Source organism: Pseudoalteromonas pernae (genome assembly GCF_039831865.1).
GTDB classification, from domain to species: Bacteria; Pseudomonadota; Gammaproteobacteria; order Enterobacterales; family Alteromonadaceae; genus Pseudoalteromonas; species Pseudoalteromonas pernae.
The window spans coordinates 427,022-445,365 of record NZ_JBDODM010000002.1; the positions used below are offsets into that span (position 1 = coordinate 427,022).

17 protein-coding genes are annotated in these 18,344 nt (G+C 47.5%); 2 read left to right on the forward strand and 15 right to left on the reverse strand.

The window, feature by feature from the left end:
* Positions 1-37: 37 nt before the first annotated feature.
* A complete protein-coding gene (fliK, locus tag V1358_RS06135; RefSeq protein WP_347392922.1) occupies positions 38-2,557 on the forward strand; it encodes a flagellar hook-length control protein FliK in 2,520 nt (839 codons plus the stop codon).
* Between the two features lie 5 nt (positions 2,558-2,562).
* On the forward strand, positions 2,563-2,868 hold the full coding sequence (locus V1358_RS06140; protein WP_347392923.1) for an EscU/YscU/HrcU family type III secretion system export apparatus switch protein: 306 nt from the start codon (positions 2,563-2,565) through the stop codon (positions 2,866-2,868).
* Positions 2,869-2,884: 16 nt separating this feature from the next.
* Here the strand turns inward: V1358_RS06140 and V1358_RS06145 are convergent, their stop codons facing one another.
* The 15 genes from V1358_RS06145 to flhB form a co-directional block, all read right to left on the reverse strand.
* Positions 2,885-3,307: a DUF2802 domain-containing protein gene (locus V1358_RS06145; protein WP_347392924.1), complete on the reverse strand. Its 423-nt coding sequence runs from the start codon at positions 3,305-3,307 to the stop codon at positions 2,885-2,887.
* Between the two features lie 3 nt (positions 3,308-3,310).
* Complete coding sequence (locus V1358_RS06150; protein WP_347391058.1) at positions 3,311-3,805, reverse strand: chemotaxis protein CheW; 495 nt, start codon at positions 3,803-3,805, stop codon at positions 3,311-3,313.
* A gap of 57 nt (positions 3,806-3,862) precedes the next feature.
* The gene (locus V1358_RS06155) at positions 3,863-4,660 is read right to left on the reverse strand and encodes a chemotaxis protein CheW (RefSeq protein WP_347392925.1); all 798 of its coding nucleotides are present in this window, start codon (positions 4,658-4,660) and stop codon (positions 3,863-3,865) included.
* Positions 4,657-5,442 carry a ParA family protein gene (locus tag V1358_RS06160; protein ID WP_347391060.1) on the reverse strand — a complete coding sequence of 262 codons (786 nt, stop codon included), beginning with the start codon at positions 5,440-5,442 and terminating at the stop codon, positions 4,657-4,659. The genes V1358_RS06155 and V1358_RS06160 overlap by 4 nt, the downstream gene beginning before the upstream one ends.
* Entirely contained in the window at positions 5,442-6,413 is a 972-nt protein-coding gene (locus V1358_RS06165) for an OmpA family protein (RefSeq protein ID WP_347392926.1), read from the reverse strand. Before V1358_RS06165 ends, V1358_RS06160 begins: the two co-directional genes overlap by 1 nt.
* A gap of 4 nt (positions 6,414-6,417) precedes the next feature.
* Positions 6,418-7,182, reverse strand: a complete 765-nt coding sequence (locus tag V1358_RS06170) for a flagellar motor protein (RefSeq protein WP_347391062.1) — start codon at positions 7,180-7,182, stop codon at positions 6,418-6,420.
* Positions 7,175-8,302, reverse strand: a complete 1,128-nt coding sequence (locus tag V1358_RS06175) for a protein-glutamate methylesterase/protein-glutamine glutaminase (protein ID WP_347391063.1) — start codon at positions 8,300-8,302, stop codon at positions 7,175-7,177. Before V1358_RS06175 ends, V1358_RS06170 begins: the two co-directional genes overlap by 8 nt.
* A 12-nt stretch (positions 8,303-8,314) precedes the next feature.
* Positions 8,315-10,552 carry a chemotaxis protein CheA gene (locus tag V1358_RS06180; RefSeq protein ID WP_347392927.1) on the reverse strand — a complete coding sequence of 746 codons (2,238 nt, stop codon included), beginning with the start codon at positions 10,550-10,552 and terminating at the stop codon, positions 8,315-8,317.
* Positions 10,553-10,567: 15 nt separating this feature from the next.
* Positions 10,568-11,323, reverse strand: coding sequence for a protein phosphatase CheZ (locus V1358_RS06185; protein WP_347391065.1), 756 nt, complete (start codon positions 11,321-11,323; stop codon positions 10,568-10,570).
* A gap of 18 nt (positions 11,324-11,341) precedes the next feature.
* On the reverse strand, positions 11,342-11,725 hold the full coding sequence (gene cheY / locus V1358_RS06190; protein WP_347391066.1) for a chemotaxis response regulator CheY: 384 nt from the start codon (positions 11,723-11,725) through the stop codon (positions 11,342-11,344).
* A gap of 40 nt (positions 11,726-11,765) precedes the next feature.
* Positions 11,766-12,488: an RNA polymerase sigma factor FliA gene (locus V1358_RS06195; protein WP_347391067.1), complete on the reverse strand. Its 723-nt coding sequence runs from the start codon at positions 12,486-12,488 to the stop codon at positions 11,766-11,768.
* Between the two features lie 14 nt (positions 12,489-12,502).
* Positions 12,503-13,363: a MinD/ParA family protein gene (locus tag V1358_RS06200; protein ID WP_347392928.1), complete on the reverse strand. Its 861-nt coding sequence runs from the start codon at positions 13,361-13,363 to the stop codon at positions 12,503-12,505.
* Positions 13,356-14,921, reverse strand: a complete 1,566-nt coding sequence (gene flhF / locus V1358_RS06205; protein WP_347392929.1) for a flagellar biosynthesis GTPase FlhF — start codon at positions 14,919-14,921, stop codon at positions 13,356-13,358. Before flhF ends, V1358_RS06200 begins: the two co-directional genes overlap by 8 nt.
* Positions 14,922-15,008: 87 nt before the next feature.
* Positions 15,009-17,114, reverse strand: coding sequence for a flagellar biosynthesis protein FlhA (flhA, locus tag V1358_RS06210; RefSeq protein WP_347392930.1), 2,106 nt, complete (start codon positions 17,112-17,114; stop codon positions 15,009-15,011).
* Positions 17,115-17,206: 92 nt separating this feature from the next.
* Positions 17,207-18,337 carry a flagellar biosynthesis protein FlhB gene (gene flhB, locus V1358_RS06215; protein ID WP_347391071.1) on the reverse strand — a complete coding sequence of 377 codons (1,131 nt, stop codon included), beginning with the start codon at positions 18,335-18,337 and terminating at the stop codon, positions 17,207-17,209.
* Positions 18,338-18,344: the final 7 nt, after the last annotated feature.

Consider the following 18,344-nt stretch of genomic DNA (forward strand, 5'->3'; position numbering starts at 1 on the left):
AATGCAGGCAAAACTTTGATCTCATTCAGGGGGGAATATGTCGGGTCCATTTGCCCCTTTAAATAACTTATCCATACAGCTGCAAATAGCCGGTTCATCTGGTCAAAATCAGCAAAGTATCGAACTGCCTGTTGAACGCCCAATTGCTGCACGAAATATACACATTCAAGCACAACAGCTGTCGATGGAAGTCAATATTCAAGGGCGTTGGCAAAATGTGTCTGTGCCACTTAAATCACCACAAAGTGCCTTAATTGGTCTCGAAATTGACGCGGCAAACCTGCAAATTAAAGCGGATGGTTCGGTGTCTATCAAACCTGCGCCTATCAACTTGCCCTTGGACAAAGCACAACAATTAATGACGCTACTGGCCTCTGTAACAGGGCAGCAAAGCGCTCTTAAGACCCCCTCGAACCCCGTTCAGCTTGAGGCAAAACTGCAAGGCGCACAAACAATCAGCTTGGCACAGTTGAGCGCTTCTTTTCATATCGATAAGGGCACAGCCCAATTACTCAAAAATGCATCCCAACTTGTAGCATTGGAGTTGAGCGTCCAACAAGGTAAGTTAATTTCGCAGCTACTGTTAAGCAATGGTGCTCGTATACCGGCACCTTTGACCACAGATAAACTATCTCAAGCACTGATAAAAGCATCACCAGCATTGCAAATCGCCGTGCCGCCTTCGCAACCGCAAGCAGATATTTCGTTAACTAAGGAACAAGGTGCTGTTGCGGCACTTATGAAAATACTTAGCGTGCCATTAACTCGTTCTCAGTTCGCCTTGCTGGCAGGTCCGCCAACACCAGCCAACTTACAAGTCGGAACGCAAGGGCAGCTGCAACTACAAGTGCCACCAGTGGCGATTAATCTCAAAACCGCCCTTGATACCAAAGCTGCTGGCTCATTAACGCTTCTTAGCGGCACTAAGGCTAATAGCCCCCAAGCCGCTCCTGTAGCCCCAAATCAGCCATTCAATACCAAAGTACTGACTAATACGGTCACCGCCAATCAACTTTTGCAGCCCCAAGAAGGAAGCCAAACGACTTCCTCACAGAGCAATAGTCTGTGGCAAAGAGCACAACAACATTTGCAAATATGGCAAACGTCCCTAGCAAATAAATCAGGGAGCTTCCCAAGCCAAAGCCTGCCCTTATCGACGTCACAGCTGTTACTAAAAAGTCCCGTTAGCGCATTACTGTCACCGCTTTTACAGATTTCATTGGCCCGCCCAACAACACACATCATGGGCGATAAAATGATATTACCAAGCCAAGTATCTCAGTTGCTGGCGCTCAAAAACCAATTCGCCGTTAGCGAGCCAAGTATGAGCCAAAGTGCAGCGCTCACCACCAAAGTACAACATCCATTGGCGCAAACTAGGGTGCTCACACCACAACATGCAGCAACAGCTCTTTTAGACGCAATTCCCACAGCGATTAAAACCAAGGCGCCGCTACTAGCGTTAATCGTGCAGATGCAAAATGTGCTTAAAGGCACTGTAGTGCCGACCAAAGTGGCATCAATGGCCCCAAACCAAAGTGCTCCATTACTAAATAGCCCGCTTTTAATTACTGCCAGCGAGGCTAAAACGCTATCACCTAATTTATTAACGTTACCAACGAACATTAACTCATCATTGAGCCAAGCTTTGACGCCATTACCCTTAACAGCTCGATTAATGGCACCGCTTATAAAACAATTTGCGCCTGCGCAGCAATTATCGCAGCACATCAGCAACTTAGACAAAGCACTCAACAACGCCCCCGTCGAGCTCAAGAACATGGTCAATCAGGCATTTTCACGCATGATGAACGTGGCCATGCCTGCGCCTATGATGTCGGCTCAAGTGATGGCACATCTGCAACCACAAAGCCTGAGCGCGGGGCAATATCAAATGAGTTTTGCAGGACAAATTGACGCGCTCGTGAGCACACTCGCCAGCAGCGCTATAATTTCGGCACAGCCACAATTCAGTCAAAGCGCCGCCAACACCGCATTAATGCCTCTTATAAACTTATTGTTGGGGCAATCTCCCACCGCACCAGCTGCTGACACCCTGATGCAACAGCTGCAGAGCCCTGCAGCACAAGCCTTATTAGCTGATTTAAACTTCTTACAACAAAGTATGAGTCCACAAGCAAGCGCACAGCAGGCGCTAAACCAGCAGGACTCTAATCCATTGGTGCAGTTATTTTTGCCTATGCGATTACCTCCCGATGTTGGTCAAACACATCTGGCGCTTGGGCGCTACAAGCAAAAGAACAACAAAGGGGAGTATCAAGATGTGTGGTTTGTGCGCATGCAATTTGATTATGCCAAGCTCGGAGAGCTCAGTGTTCAAGCCCATTTATGCAAACAAACACTCAACTGTGAATTACGTGCAAACACCTCACAGTTAGCAAACCTTGCCAAACAACACAGTGATGATTTGCGTCGTAATTTACAACAGCACGGTCTTGGTGTTGCGCAAATTAAAGTTGAAAAGGTCTCTGAGCAACAAGCGCAACAATGGCAAAAGTTTTATAAACGCCACAGTATTGTGAATTTGAAGGTGTAACCGAGATGACAAACAACACGCAACGCAGCGCAATTGGCCTGCTCTATGAACCAGGTAGTGCGCCAACCGTCAGCTCCAAAGGATACGGTGAGCTGGCTGAGCACATTATCGAGGCAGCTCAAGAACAAGGGATTTTGATTCACCAAGATGCTGATTTAGCGAGAACATTAGAGATGTTAGAGCAAGGGCAAGAGATCCCTAGGGAACTCTATTATGTTATCGCTGAGCTTATTGCTTTTTCTTATGTGTTAAGAGGGAAGTTTCCACCTGGGTGGCAGAATTTTAGCAACAAGCTCAATATTAAGGCCTGACCTTACTAGCGAAGCGCTAGCTAGTTGATTTACCGTGCAAAGAGAACAGTAGCTCAGCCTCGGCACGAGGCAACTCACACTCTTGCATTACTTCATCCATCGGCGCCCCCAATTCAATCATCTTCACCGCACGTGAATATAATCGCGCTTGAGGATCAGCCTCTTTGATGTTGTCCTGCAATTGCGCCAGCTCTTGGGTTCGCTCACGTAATTGTTGTACGTGACTTGCCATATTCTCTAGCGCATTTCGCACTTCGGCCACTTCCGCTCTCAGGATTTGGCTCTGATTCTGTGTCTGTTCAGCATCTTTAATTTGCTTTTGTAACTCAGAATGAGACGCGGCGAGGCGGCTTAAACGAGCCAAGGCAATAACGACGAAAACCGCGAGCAATACCACTACGCCCACGGCTATCAATAGTAAAATATTCGGATCTTTCATTACTTATAGGTTACTCAACTCATCCCACTCATCATCATTGAGCAGTTTGTTTAGATCAACCAAGATAAGTAGTTCGCCATCACGATTCGATACGCCTTGGATAAACTTAGCGCTTTCTTCAGTACCAATATTTGGTGCACTATCAATCTCTGAGCTACGTAGATAAACTACTTCAGCTACTGAATCCACCAAGATACCAATTACCTGCTTTTCCGCTTCGATAATGACGATACGAGAATTGTCTGTTACCTCAGCATCAATCAAACCAAAACGTGCACGCGTATCAATCACGGTAACCACGTTGCCACGCAGGTTAATAATTCCTAGCACATAACTTGGCGCGCCGGGAACAGGAGCAATCTCAGTATAACGAAGTACCTCTTGTACCTGCATTACATTGATACCATAGGTTTCTTGCTCTAGGCGAAAGGTGACCCATTGCAAAACTTCATCGCTGCTATCGACATCATGTGCTGACACTTTTCTCTCTTCGCTCATACTTAGCTCCGTATTACCGCTGTACTGCTGCGGTTTGGGTTGCAATATTGTTTAATCTTAGTGGTCTTGACTATCAAAGCCCTGCTCTAATAACAATTGCAGGTTTTCAACATCTATCAAGGCACACATTTTATCTTTGATGACACCGGCGAGCCACGGACGCTTACCGTGACTTTGACGCCACTTCACATCTTCAGCTTTCAAGGTGACATTATTGATCAAGTTCTCGGCACTCAACCCCCACTGGGATTCTCCGAGCATAATCACATACTTATAGTTTAATGCCTGTTCCAAATTTTTGTCATATTTTTCTGGCATCACCCAGCGAGCGGTATCAACTAGGTTTATTTTCTCTTCTCGGTTGAGCATCACACCTTTAAACCAAGCTGGCTTACCGAACAATTGATTGACTTCAGTGATCTGATGTATGCCGCCAAGTGATTTTAGCGGCACCGCCAAAGTTAATCCCGCTACATCAAAGAACAGCGCTTGGAATTCGCCTTCCATGTATTGTTCACGGGCTGCTTGCGGCGCACGCAATGGCACAGCTTGTTTGCTTTGATTTTGCTGCTGCTTTTGCTCATCCGCCAGCAACTTCTCGGCCTGCTGTGCAATATGCTGCTGTTGCACCTCAGCGGGTTGTGGGCTTGCTTCAACTTGCTGTGCCACATCTTCATCAGGCACTTGTGCGAGCAGTTGTTCAATTGGCTGCACATTAACAGCTGGTGCTTGCTCTTTGAGCGCAACTGGCTTGGCCTTTGTTTGCGTTGCCTTAACAGCTTTGGGGCTCGGCGCATCTTCATTAAGAAGGGCATCGAGGTATTGGCGCATTACTCTGTCGTTAATACCGCTCATGAGCCACCCAAATGTTTATTTTGTAGGTAATCAAGTAATGCGCGATAAGCTTGCACCCCACGTGCTTTCGGACAATGTTCACTAGGTACCTGCTGCGCTAAACTGGCATCGCGAAACTTAGTATCAACGGGGATCACACCAGGCCAAACGCTTTCGTTGTAGGTCGCGCGCAATTTTTTATATGCCTCCAGCGAGGCCTTGGTACGCTTATCATACATGGTCGCAACCACGGTATATTGATAGGCGTTGCCTTGGGTACTTTGCTGCATCAGTTCCATCGTGCGCATCATGCGGTCTAGGCCTTTGAGCGCCAAAAACTCGGTCTGCACTGGGATGAGCACACGTTCGCTCGCTGCTAAGGCATTGACCATTAACACGCCTAAAACAGGTGGGCAATCGAGCAGAGCATAATCATAATAATCACTGATTTTTGCCAGCACCTTCTTTAAAATCAGGCCCATGCCATTTTTGTTACCCATGCTTCTATCGAGCGTAGCAATAGACATCGTGGCTGGGAGAATATCAATATTTTCCACACCACTTGGACACAGCGCCTGTAATATTTCCTCTGCCTGCATACTCTTGCCACGGGCAAAAACATCATATGCACTGATTTCAACTTGCTCTGAATCGATACCAAAATAGTAGGTCAGTGAGGCGTGCGGGTCGGTATCGATAAGCAGAACACGTTTGCCTTGAGCAGCAAGTAATCCGCCTAATGTCACCGTTGTGGTGGTCTTACCTACCCCACCTTTTTGGTTGGCCACAGTCCAAACCTTCATTACCTGTTATCCTCATTGCGCGTCGTTATTCTTATACCACCGTGTGGTAACTGTATTATTTTTATGGTGTTGTCTTCACTGGGTATTTCGACTTCCGGCGCCGGAGTCACCTGCTCCACGTCTGTTGTTGGTGAGGCAACTAGGGATTCTTCTGGCAGCGCGTATTTGGAGATGGCAATGACCACCTTGCGATTTTGTGCCCGCCCTTCTGGGGTGTCGTTGTCAGCAAAGGGGGTGTACTGACCATAGCCTTCTAACGCCATACGTGAAGGGTTGATATTCTGATCTTGTAGTTGTTTAACCACTTCTGCTGCGCGAGCTGCACTTAACTGCCAGTTTGAATTAAACAACTCATTACGAATAGACAAATCATCAGTGTAGCCGCGAATACGCAAGTAATTTCGCATTGGGCGAATAATATCAGACACTCTGGCGATGACGTCTTTTGCTTGATTGGTAACCGTGGCACTCGCACTTGGGAATAACATGCCAGAACTCATTTCAATGGTCAGCCAGTCGTCATTCAATTCTATCTGCGCATCGCCTTGGCGAATTTCATTCAACAGCGCGCCAGTAAATTTATCCAATAAGCTCTCAAGTGGCTCACCCATTTCTTGCTGTGCCACCAAGCTAACATCTGTGTGCTCTGGCAAGATTTTGCTACTGGCGGGGGATTCAGGTTGCACGCTTTCACCATGGAGCAGATCTTCTGTAGGCGGTAAAGGCTGTGTCAATAAACCGTTAGTAGATACATTATTGCCATCAGCGGCGGTGATATTCGTTGCTTTATCAAAGATTTGCTCAAGAGTTTGAGAAAATACAGCAAATTGCTCGTCTTTGTTGTTAATGGCAATAGCATACATCACTACAAAAAACGCAAACATAATGGTCATGTAGTCGGCATAGGAAACCAGCCAACGATGGGTATGTTGTGACTCTTTAGCATGACCACGACGATGGCGAAGACGCATACAACTAGTACCCTGAGCTTACATGGCGATCAGCAATATAGGCCTCAAGTTTGAGCTCAATATTTGCTGGCGATTCACCAACTTGCATTGCGATGATCCCTTCTGCAATAAGCTCGTGATAAAGCATCTTGTCTTCAATGACTTGCTTAAGTTTGTTAGCCACTGGGAGAAACACCAAGTTGGCTAAACCTACGCCATAAATAGTTGCCAAGAATGCAGTGGCAACCCCGACACCTAGCTTTTCTGGCTCAGTGATATAAGCCATCGCTTGGATTAACCCCAATACCGCGCCTAAGATACCAATCGTCGGTGCATAACCGCCCATGGCCTCGTAGACACGCGCTGCATCTAATAATCGTTCCCGCTCTAAGGTGAGCTCAATATCTAAGGTGTCTCGCAAGCGCTCTTCTTGAGAGCCATCGATAAGCAAACTCAAACCTTTCGCCGCGTAAGGATCTTCGGTAGTCAGTGCTTCTTCTTCAAGAGCAAGGTAACCTTTTTGACGTGCTGTGCTGGTCCAATTCTTAATTTGCTCAATGCCCGCAGGCGCATCATAGTGTGGTGGGGTGAACACCCATTTGAAGATTTCTAATGATTTTTTAAAGGTTGGTAATTGTGATTGCAGCATCACCGCGCCGATTGTACCACCGAAAACGATAATGAATGCGGGCCCATGAAACAGCCCTGAAATCACTCCACCTTCCATCCCGAAGCCCAATAAGATGGCTCCAAGCGCAACAACTAATCCAACTACCGAGAGTTTATCCACGGCCCACTTCCTTTATTAGGTGGTTGGCAATATCGTCTAACGCGGCTTGATGGTCATGTAAACCGGCGTTAGCTATCGCCTGCGGCATGCCATAAACAACACACGACTGCTCATCCTGAGCCCATACTTTTGAGCCACTTTGCTTGAGCATACGCGCCCCTTCTCTGCCATCTGCGCCCATGCCAGTTAAGACAATCGCCAACACGTCACCGCCAAATTGCTTGGCGCTACTGGCGAAGGTGATATCCACACTGGGTTTGTAAGTAGTTCTTGGGTTATCGTCCATGAACACTTTCAATGTCGGTTGTGACGAGCGGCCATCAAACATCATTTGCTGGCCACCAGGAGCTAAATACGCAGCACCTGGTTTTAATTTATCGCCTTGCTGCGCTTCTTTGACTTCAATTTTGCACAAATTGTTAAGGCGCTGTGCAAATGCTGGCGTAAACGCGGCGGGCATATGTTGCACGAGTAAAATCGGCAATGGAAAATCGGCTGGTAGTTGCGTCAGAATTTTTTGCAGCGCCACTGGCCCCCCAGTAGAAGTACCAATGACCACCAAACGATACTTTTTACCGGATGCACGATACTGGGTCGCAGGAGCACTCGTTTCAGTGCTGGTGCGCTGAAACGTTTTGTCTGGTTGAGCTGTTGTCTTGGCGTTTGTAAGTGGCCTAACTGGCGTGTATGCGGTAGACACCGGTCGGCTGAAACGTGCTAGGCGTCTGCGGCCAAGCTCTTTGACTTTCTGACGCAGTATTTCCACTGCATCTTGGTTGTTGCGGGCGATGTCTTCAAATTTCTTCGGCAGGAAATCCAACGCCCCTGCGTCAAGCGCATCAAGGGTGGCACTGGCCCCCTCTCGGGTCAGCGAAGAAAACATCAAAATCGGTGTTGGTGTCTTCGCCATGATCTGTTTCACCGCAGAAATACCATCTAAAACAGGCATTTCCACGTCCATGGTGATAACATCTGGACGCAAAGCTGCGGCTTTTTCAACGGCATCGGCACCGTTTACCGCGGTATCAATGACTTCTATTTGGCTGTCACCTTCAAGAATCTCGGTGACACGACGGCGAAAGAAACTGGAGTCATCAACAATTAATACTTTTACAGCCATGGGTTACTCTAATTAGTTAACACTTGAGCGACCAGCATAGTGTTTAAGCATGCTAGGCACATCCAGAATAAGCGCAATACCACCGTCTGAAGTGATAGTCGCGCCTGCCATACCGGGAGTACCTTGCAATAAGGCATCAAGCGGCTTAATTACAACTTCTTCTTGGCCAATCAATGAATCAACCACAAAACCAATTTGCTGGGTGCCCAATTGAACGATAACAACATGACCTTGTGCTTTGCGAACAGAGCGGTCAGCACCTTTGACTAACCAATGCTCAAGGTAAAACAGCGGTACTGCTTTTTGGCGCACAATAATAGTCAACTGACCGTCGACAACATTGGTTTTGGTTAAGTCTAAGTGGAAAATTTCGCTAACCGCAGCCAAAGGTAAAGCGAAGGTTTGCGAACCAACAATCACCATCAGCGTAGGTAGAATCGCCAGTGTCAGCGGCACTTTAATATCTAAACGCGTACCAACTCCAAGCTGTGACTCAATATTGATGGTGCCATTGAGTTGGCTAATCTTGGTTTTAACCACATCCATGCCCACACCTCGACCTGAGATGTCGGAGATTTCTTCTTTGGTTGAGAAGCCAGGGGCAAAAATAAGGTTATATGCCTCGGTATCGCTAAGTCTTGCCGCTTGATCGTGATCGATAACGCCTTTGCCAATAGCTATCTTTTTGAGCTTTTCAGGGTCCATACCCGCACCGTCATCTTGGATGCTTAGGAGAATATGGTCGCCCTGTTGCGACGCTGAGAGGGTCACTAAACCTGTACGCGATTTACCAGCTTGTTCGCGAACATCTGGCATTTCAATGCCGTGATCCACTGAGTTGCGAACTAAGTGCACAAGCGGATCGGCTAGTGCTTCAACGAGGTTCTTATCTAAATCTGTTTCTTCACCCTCAAGTACAAGAGAGATGTCTTTTTGTAAACTACGGGCTAGGTCGCGTACTACGCGAGGGAAACGACCAAATACCTTTTTGATGGGCTGCATGCGCGTTGCCATCACCGCACCTTGGAGGTCAGCCGTGACCACATCAAGATTAGAAATGGCTTTGCCCATGTCTTCGCTATTGGTGTTGTTCGCCAAGGTAACTAGACGGTTACGCACCAATACTAGCTCGCCTACCATATTCATGATTTGGTCTAAACGCTTGGTATCCACGCGCACTGTCGTTTCTGCCTGCGGCGCAGGCGCTGCTTTTGCAGCTGGCTTTTTCGCTTCGGTTGCGGGCGCAGCGCTGGCAGCAGGTTTGGCTGCAGGTGCGGGTTTAGGTGCGGCCGCAGGTGCTGGATTCGGTGTTGGCGCTTTAGCTGCAGGAGCCGGTGTTTTCGCTGGCTCATTCGCTGCAGTATCACCACTATCGGTCACCGACGGTGCATTGCCTTTACCGTGCAATTCATCCAACAGAGCGTCAAATTCGTCTTCGGTAATTTCTTCGTCATCGCCAGTTGCAGCGGGGGTTTCACTAACTGGTTCTGGTGCTGGTGTGCTCGGCGTTGCGGGCGCTGATTTATCGCTAATTACGCCGAAGCTACCCGCTCCGTGTAATTCGTCCAACAATGAATCAAACTCATCATCGGTAATGTCATCACCACCATGAGCAGATGTATCGCCACCCTGCGCATCCGCGGAGGGGCCTTTTCCGGCACCGTGCAATTCATCAAGCAAGTGCTCAAATTCTTCTTCGGTGATTTCATCGATACTTTCATCGGCTACATCACCACCATCCATATCGAACAGGATATCGTCACCAAAGCCCATATCAAAATCATCAGCTGATTCTGACTCGACAGGCTCGGGCGTCGCGGCTTCGACAGGTGCAGGTGCAGCAATTTGTTCGCCCTCCACTTCAGGTTCACTGAGTTGGTGCAAAACTTCGAGTAGGTGCGGGTCTGCAGGTTCAGGCTCTTCACGTGCTTTGATATGCGCGAACATCTCATTAATGGTGTCCAACGCTTGCAAGATCACGTCCATCAGTTCAGCCGTTACCCTGCGCTGCCCTTGACGGAGTATATCAAACACGTTTTCAGCACCGTGGCACGCATCTACCAGCTCGTTCATGGCGAGGAACCCTGCACCGCCTTTCACGGTATGGAAACCGCGGAAGATGGCATTGAGTAGATCCTTGTCGTCCGGGTTATTTTCCAGCTCAACCAATTGTTCAGAGAGCTGTTCTAATATCTCACCTGCTTCTACCAAGAAGTCTTGTAAAATATCTTCATCTACTTCAAAGCTCATGCAACCGCTCTCCTCTTAGAATCCTAGGCTCGACAACAAGTCATCTACTTCATCTTGCCCTGATACCACGTCATCTCTAGATTCCGAATCTATGATTGGGCCTTCAGCACCTTCACCACCGAATGAAGAGGTTGTTTTCTCGCGCTCAATAGCACTTACATCAACGTCTTCACCTGCAAACACAGTCAGTAAGTTAATCAAACTGTCTTCAACTTCTCGTACCAACTCAATTACACGGCGTATCACCTGTCCCGTGAGGTCTTGATAGTCCTGAGCCATCAACACGTTATTGAGCAAATCATGCAATTCCAAAGTACTTTCTTGTGAACGACCCATAAAACCATCGAGTTGGTGACACAACTGTTTGAATTCGCCGATCTCTAAATCACGGCGCATCAGTTTGTCCCAAGAAGGTTTGATTTGGTGTAAGTCCGTAGACAATTGTTCTGCAATAGGAAGACTTGCCTCGACCGCATCCATGGTTTTATTAGCGGCCTGCTCAGTCATTTCCATTACATAATTGAGGCGTTGCTTGGCATCAGGTATCGCCTCATGAGTCAAATCAGTCAGGCGGGTATCCAATTGGAAGTTTTTCAGTGACTCATGAAGCTGCCGAGTGAGTTTTCCCACTTCGGCAAATAATTCAGACTGCTCTTTAGAAGCAGCATCTAGGATCAGCTGGTCAGCTTTTTCCTGCTCACCTTGTTCAAGAAAGGAAACAAGCTGCTTAGCCTGTTCTAGGGTAATATGAGGTGCAGCGGGAGCTGACATATGCCTCTCCTTAATCTGTTAACCTAAACGCTCGAACACTTTATCCAGTTTTGTTTTCAGTGTCGCTGCGGTAAATGGTTTAACAATGTAGCCATTAACACCCGCTTGAGCTGCTGCAATTATTTGTTCTTTCTTTGCTTCAGCCGTCACCATCAATACTGGAATGTGTTTTAGGTTATCGTCTGCACGGATGGCACGAAGAAGGTCGATGCCTTGCATACCTGGCATGTTCCAATCAGTGACAACGAAATCGAACTCTTGATTCTGTAACATTGGCAATGCCGTGCTACCGTCGTCCGCTTCTTGCACGTTGGTGAAGCCCAAATCACGCAAAAGGTTTTTAATGATTCTTCTCATCGTTGAAAAGTCATCAACCACAAGAATTTTCATGTTCTTATCCAAAGTATCCTCCAGTGAGGTATGAACCTGTTTCTACTTACTACTAATTGACCCAGTCACTGACTTTCGCTTTGAGCTTAATCATTGCCTGACCATGGATTTGGCTCACACGGGACTCGCTTACGTCCAGTATTTGCCCTATTTCTTTTAAATTCATTTCATCGTTGTAATACAACGATAATACCAATGCATCACGTTCAGGTAGCGACTTGATCGCCTCAACCAATGCACTGTTAAAGCGTTCATTTTGGACACTGGCAAAAGGTTTGCCTGTGTCTGATTGATCGCTATGGGTGACGATGACATCTTCATCCACACCCAAGTCCTCGATGCCTAACACCTTAGAACAATTTACATCATTTAAAATATGATGGTATTCATCAAGGGAAATATCAAGTTTTTCAGCTACTTCAACATCTTTAGGCTCGCGCCCTAAAACGCCTTCAAGCTCGTTTATCGCTTGCGCGACCGAACGGCTATTTCTGTGTACGGAACGAGGCGCCCAATCACCGCGGCGTATCTCATCCAGCATTGCCCCGCGAATACGGATACCTGCAAAGGTTTCAAAGCTCGCCCCTTTTGAAGCATCGAAACTTTTCGAGGCTTCGATCAGGCCAATCATGCCGGATTGAATTAAATCGTCGAGTTGAACACTGGCCGGTAAACGCGCTAAAAGATGACACGCAACACGCTTTACAAGTGAAGCATGGCGCTCTACAAGAGAGTTTAATTGCTGTTGGTGCTGATACCCGGCGACTCTATTCATAGTTGCTCTAACCGCTAGTTATTGACTAACTTCTCAATAAAAAACTCTAGGTGGCCCGAAGGCTGATTCGGTACGGGCCATTTCACTGCTTTACTGGCCAAACTTTTAAGTGACACAGAAGCAGGTGAATTAGGAAACAGGTCAACGACGGCTTTTTGACGACGTGTTGATTTACGCATGTTCTCATCGTAAGGAATGGTTGCTACCAACTCCAAAGCCACATCTAAAAATCGGTCTGTTACTTTAGAAAGCTTAGCAAAAAGGTCTTGGCCTTCACGTAAACTGCGAACCATATTGGCAACAATTTTGAATTTATAAACACCGTGCTCGCGGCTTAGGATTTTGATCAGCGCATACGCATCTGTGATAGACGTGGGTTCGTCACACACCACCACAACCACATCTTGAGAAGCGCGAGAAAAACTAAGCACCATGTCAGAGATACCTGCTGCGGTATCAACAATGAGTACGTCGAAGTCATTATCAAGTTCGCTAAACGCGCGAATAAGCCCTGCATGTTCAGCAGGGCTAAGCTCAACCATAGATTGGGAGCCGGATGTTGCAGGTGCAATGCGAATACCCGCAGGACCCGTAACGAGAATATCACGCAGATCACACTCGCCACTGAGTACATGAGAAAGGTTTTTTTCAACACGCAGACCAAGCATTACGTCACAGTTGGCTAACCCTAAATCGGCATCGAGTACGAGTACACGTTTACCTTGCTGTCCCATGGCTATAGCCAAGTTGAGCGATACATTAGTTTTACCTACGCCACCTTTGCCGCCTGTGACGGCGATGACTTTAACGCCTTGATTATTATTCTGATTCATTCTACGAAGGCCGCTTGCTTGATCGTGCACTGTGTTAATCATACATTCCTACTGCTTGAGACGCCACTGCCTGACGCCCCACTGGAGCCGCTGTTTGTTTTGCTTTTTGACGTTTAATAAACAATTGTTCAGCCTTTCTAACCATTTTTTCTGAGTTCGCCACTCGAATATCTTCTGGAACACGCTGACCGTTAGTAAGATACCCTATTGGGAGACGATTTTGAATCGCTACACTCATAATCTCGCCCAAACTTAGACTTTCATCAAGTTTGGTGAAAATACAGCCACTTAAGTCAATTTTTTGGAAGTGTTTAATTGACTCTTGCAACACTTCTCGCTGTGCCGTGGCACTTAAAACTAAATAGCTTCTGATGTCCACTGAAGCATTGCGCATAAGCGTATTTAACTGTTCACTCAAGCGTAAATCGCGTTGACTCATCCCCGCCGTGTCAATTAATACTAGACGCTTATTGCGAAGTTGATAAAGCACATCGGCCAGTTCATTGGCATCTTTTACCTGTTTAACCGGACAACCAATAATGCGGCCATAGGTTGCGAGCTGCTCAAACGCGCCAATACGGTAGGTGTCTGTGGTGATCAACGCGACATTATCTGCGCCGTATTTTTGCGCACCCAATGCTGCAAGCTTAGCGACTGTAGTGGTTTTGCCCACACCCGTTGGGCCTACCAACGCATACACACCGCCATGGCGCAAAATTTCATTGCCCGTGGTGTGCATTTGTTTGTGCATCATTTCCAGCACCACCTGCCATGCTTCTTTGCGTGACAAATCGTCAGGCACATAGCGAACTAGTTGCTCGGCAACTGATTCCTCAATACCCATACCTTGCAGGCGTTCAATGAAGCATGCACGGGTCGGGTCGCGGCGCGCGCGGTCTTGATGTAATAAACCTGAGACTTGATGCTCTAAAAGCTGACGAATGGCATTCATCTCATCGCGCATCGCACTCACTTCATCATTGTTCATGTGAGCTGCACGGGCGCGTTCATTGCTGTGTGGCTTCGACGCTGCGAAGTCAGCGAAATCATCACCATCTAAGTCATCATCAAGCTGCATAGATGCCGCCATTTGCTGCTCAGGGCGAGTGCTGTGCTGTTGTGCGTATGCGCGAGGCTCAGGTTGCGCATAGGCTGGCGTTTCTTGGTGCGGATGCTGTGCTGCACGCGTTTGCTGAGCGGCATTTAGGTCGATACCCGATTGCGAGAACATATCCGCCAACACGGCATTTTTAGGCTGTGGGTTTTGGCGCTCAAGCAGTGCTTGCAAAGAATCTGCAACACCTTGATTTGATTCTTGCGGTTGAGGGCGATTAAAGCGTGTTTGTGGCTGCACAATTCGACTAGGCTGTGATTGCGGTTGAGCAACTTGCTGCGCATTCATTGCTTGCGCTGGCGCAGTCTTAGTTTGAGGTGCGTGCGTTTTCGCAGGGGCCGGACGCTCGTGATCAATTGCAGCGACAATTTCAACACCATCAGCAAGCTTCTTATTCGACATGATGACTGCATCTGCACCGAGTTCATCTTTCACTTCTTTAAGCGCTGTACGCATGTCTTTTGCAAAAAAACGTTTAATTTTCATAACTTCACCCTCTACACAATCGGTGCCACCACATGGCTTAGCTTTACGGCTATTTCAGTTGGCTAAGCCATTGGCATCGCCGTTTGTTTATTGCTGTCCTACGGAGCTTACAATCTTAATCTGACGCTCATCAGGTACCTCTTGGTAAGACATTACCTTAAGGCCCGGAATGGTGTATTTCACGAATCGTGATAACACTGTTCTTAACATTCCCGAGGTCAGTAAGATGGAAGGTTCACCCGCCATTTCTTGGCTTTGGTGGGCTTCGCTCAGTGACATTTGTAGTCGCTCTGCGAGGCCAGGCTCAATGCCCGCACCTTCATCTCCCGCATTCTGAAGTGACTGATGCAACATCTGTTCCAACTCAGGTGCCAATGTTATGACAGGGATTTCAGGGCTCGCGCCAACGGCATCTTGGACGATGAGTCGACGCAAAGAGATCCTTACCGCAGCGGTTAATACGTCAGGGTCTTGGCTACGAGGGCCATACTCAACAAGGGTTTGTACTATGGTGCGCATATCACGAATGGCGACACCTTCATTGAGTAAGTTTTGCAATACTTTTACCACGGTTGTTAGCGGCAGTACGTCTGGCACCAAGCCTTCTACTAGACGTGGATGACTCTTTGCCAACATATCCAACAAACTTTGTACTTCTTCATGACCAAGCAATAACGATGCATTATTGGTTAGCAGTTGGCTGATGTGAGTTGCCACCACGGTCGCGGCATCAACCACTGTGTAACCGAGTGACTGCGCTTCGTCTTTTTGATCTGGTTTAATCCATACCGCATCCAAACCAAACGCGGGATCTTTCGTTGCGACGCCATTGACTGGACCAAATACTTGCCCCGGATTGATTGCAAGCTCGTCACCATGGCTAAGCTCACCATCACCGCTGCCCACTCCCATCAGCGTAATGCGATAGGCGTTAGGGTCGAGCTCTAAGTTATCTCGGATATGCACAGGAGGCACAAGGAAACCGAACTCTTGCGATAGCTTCTTACGAACGCCTTTAATACGGCTAAGCAATTCACCACCTTGAGCTTGGTCAACGAGTGGAATAAGGCGATAACCCACTTCAAGGCCAATCACATCAACTTGTTGCACGTCATCCCAGCCAAGCTCTTTAGGTTCGTCACGAGTAGCCACATTGGTGTTACCGCCGCCGGCTGCTTTTTCCTGTTCTTCTTGCTCAGCTATACGCGCTTGTTTTTGTGTGTAGTAAGCAACAAAACCAATCAGTATGCCCAGCCCTAGGAAGGCGACATGTGGCATACCTGGGACCAAACCCATAGTGATCAAAATACCACTGGCGATCCACAACGCTTTTTCGTTACCCAGCTGCGCCTTAACTTTATCACCCATGTTGTGTGATTCATTTTGACGCGTTACAACAATCGCGGTGCCAATGGAAAGAAGCAACGAAGGTAACTGTGCAACTAGGCCATCACCAATGGTCAGCAAAGTGTACACTTCCATCGCGTTGCTAAAGCTTAAGTCGTGTTGAATCATGCCCACGAACAAGCCGCCGACGATGTTGATAACCAGAATCACGATACCGGCAATCGCATCCCCTTTTACGAATTTACTTGCACCGTCCATTGAACCGTAGAAATCCGCTTCACGGGTCACTTCCTCGCGACGTTCTCGGGCTTGCTCTGCACTGATGAAACCGGCGTTGAGGTCGGCATCAATAGCCATTTGCTTACCCGGCATCGCATCAAGTGTGAAACGTGCGGATACTTCAGAAATACGCCCTGCACCTTTGGTGATTACCACAAAGTTGATAATGATAAGGATTAAGAACACCACTAAACCGACGGCATAGTTACCACCAATTACAACCGAGCCGAACGCTTCAATCACTTTACCTGCGGCATCTCCGCCCTGATGACCTTCTAATAACACCACTCGAGTACTGGCAACGTTCAATGCCAAGCGCATAATGGTAGCGACCAGAAGCACTGCGGGGAACATACCAAATTCAAGTGGCTTCATGGTGTATACGGTGACCAATAGCACCACGAGTGCAAGCGCGATATTAAAGGAAAACAGAACATCGAGTAAAAATGGTGGCATGGGTAGTACCACCATAGCCAATGCTGCAAGCACCAATAAGGGGGTGCCTACGCCTTTGGCATATTCTTTTTTATCTCGATTTAGCTGGGTTAGAACGGCCTTAAAATCCATACAATGCAGTCAGCAAAAAATTGACACTGCAGGGGATATTGCAAAGACTAGGCCAGCTTTAGGATTAGTTATTTCTTTTAAAATTTAGCTACTTAGTATTGGTAATCATCTGGAATAGGTAAGGAATTACCCAATTTAGTCGGCCTGCGACCGCGGCCTTTTTGGAAACGTTTCAGCTGATAAACATAGGCCAGCACCTGTGCCACCGCTGTGAACAGTTGCTCTGGGATTTGTTCTCCCACTTCGGTGGTATGATAAAGCGCCCTTGTTAATACCGGTGATTCAACAATTGGCACATCATTCCCTTTGGCTATCTTACGAATTTGCAGCGCCAGCTCATCGCCCCCTTTGGCTACCATAATTGGTGCGCCTGCGCGTTCAGTGTCGTATTTCAGCGCCACGGAATAGTGCGTCGGGTTGGTTACCACTACGTCAGCATCTGGGACTTCTTGCATCATACGACGCTGCGACATTTCCCTTTGCGTGCGGCGGATCCGCGCTTTAATTTGCGGGTCACCTTCGGAGTTTTTGTACTCGTCTTTAACCTCTTGCAACGTCATTTTTAATTGTTTGTGGTGGTTATAGCTTTGATATGGCACATCAATTAACGACACCACTACCATGGTGCAACTAAGTGCGAGAAACATCCATGCAAGAATTTCCAATGCGTGAGCAATGTTACCTGGTGTGGTTTCTAAGCTCAGGTGTAAGATTTCAAAAAAGTACATTTTAATGAGTAAAAATGCACATGCAGCCACCAATCCAAACTTCAAAATAGCTTTGATGAGTTCTACTGCCGCCTGCGGCCCAAACATCCGCTTGAAGCCCTTAAGAGGCGACATTTTACTGCCTTTGGGTGCCATCGCTTGCCATGAGAAATTAAAGCCACCAAGCAAGGTGTTACCAACAAATGCTGCGATAATAATGACCAACACAAACATGGCCAGTGGGTAAGTTAACGACTCAGCCACGGCTCCCCATGCTGCGAACATTTTGGTGGTGTCGTAGGTTTCATTGCGGCTGAGGCTGAGCATGCGCTCCATAACAGTATGAAGGCCATAACCAATCCCTGGACCAAATATCAACAGTGATACCGCCGACATGATAAGCACGAAGGTGGTGCCCAATTCTTTGGAACGTGCTATTTGCCCCTTTTTTTTCGCCTCTTGGAGCTTTTTGGGCGTGGGTTCTTCGGTGCGTTCTTGACCTGAATCTTCAGCCATCAGTCAC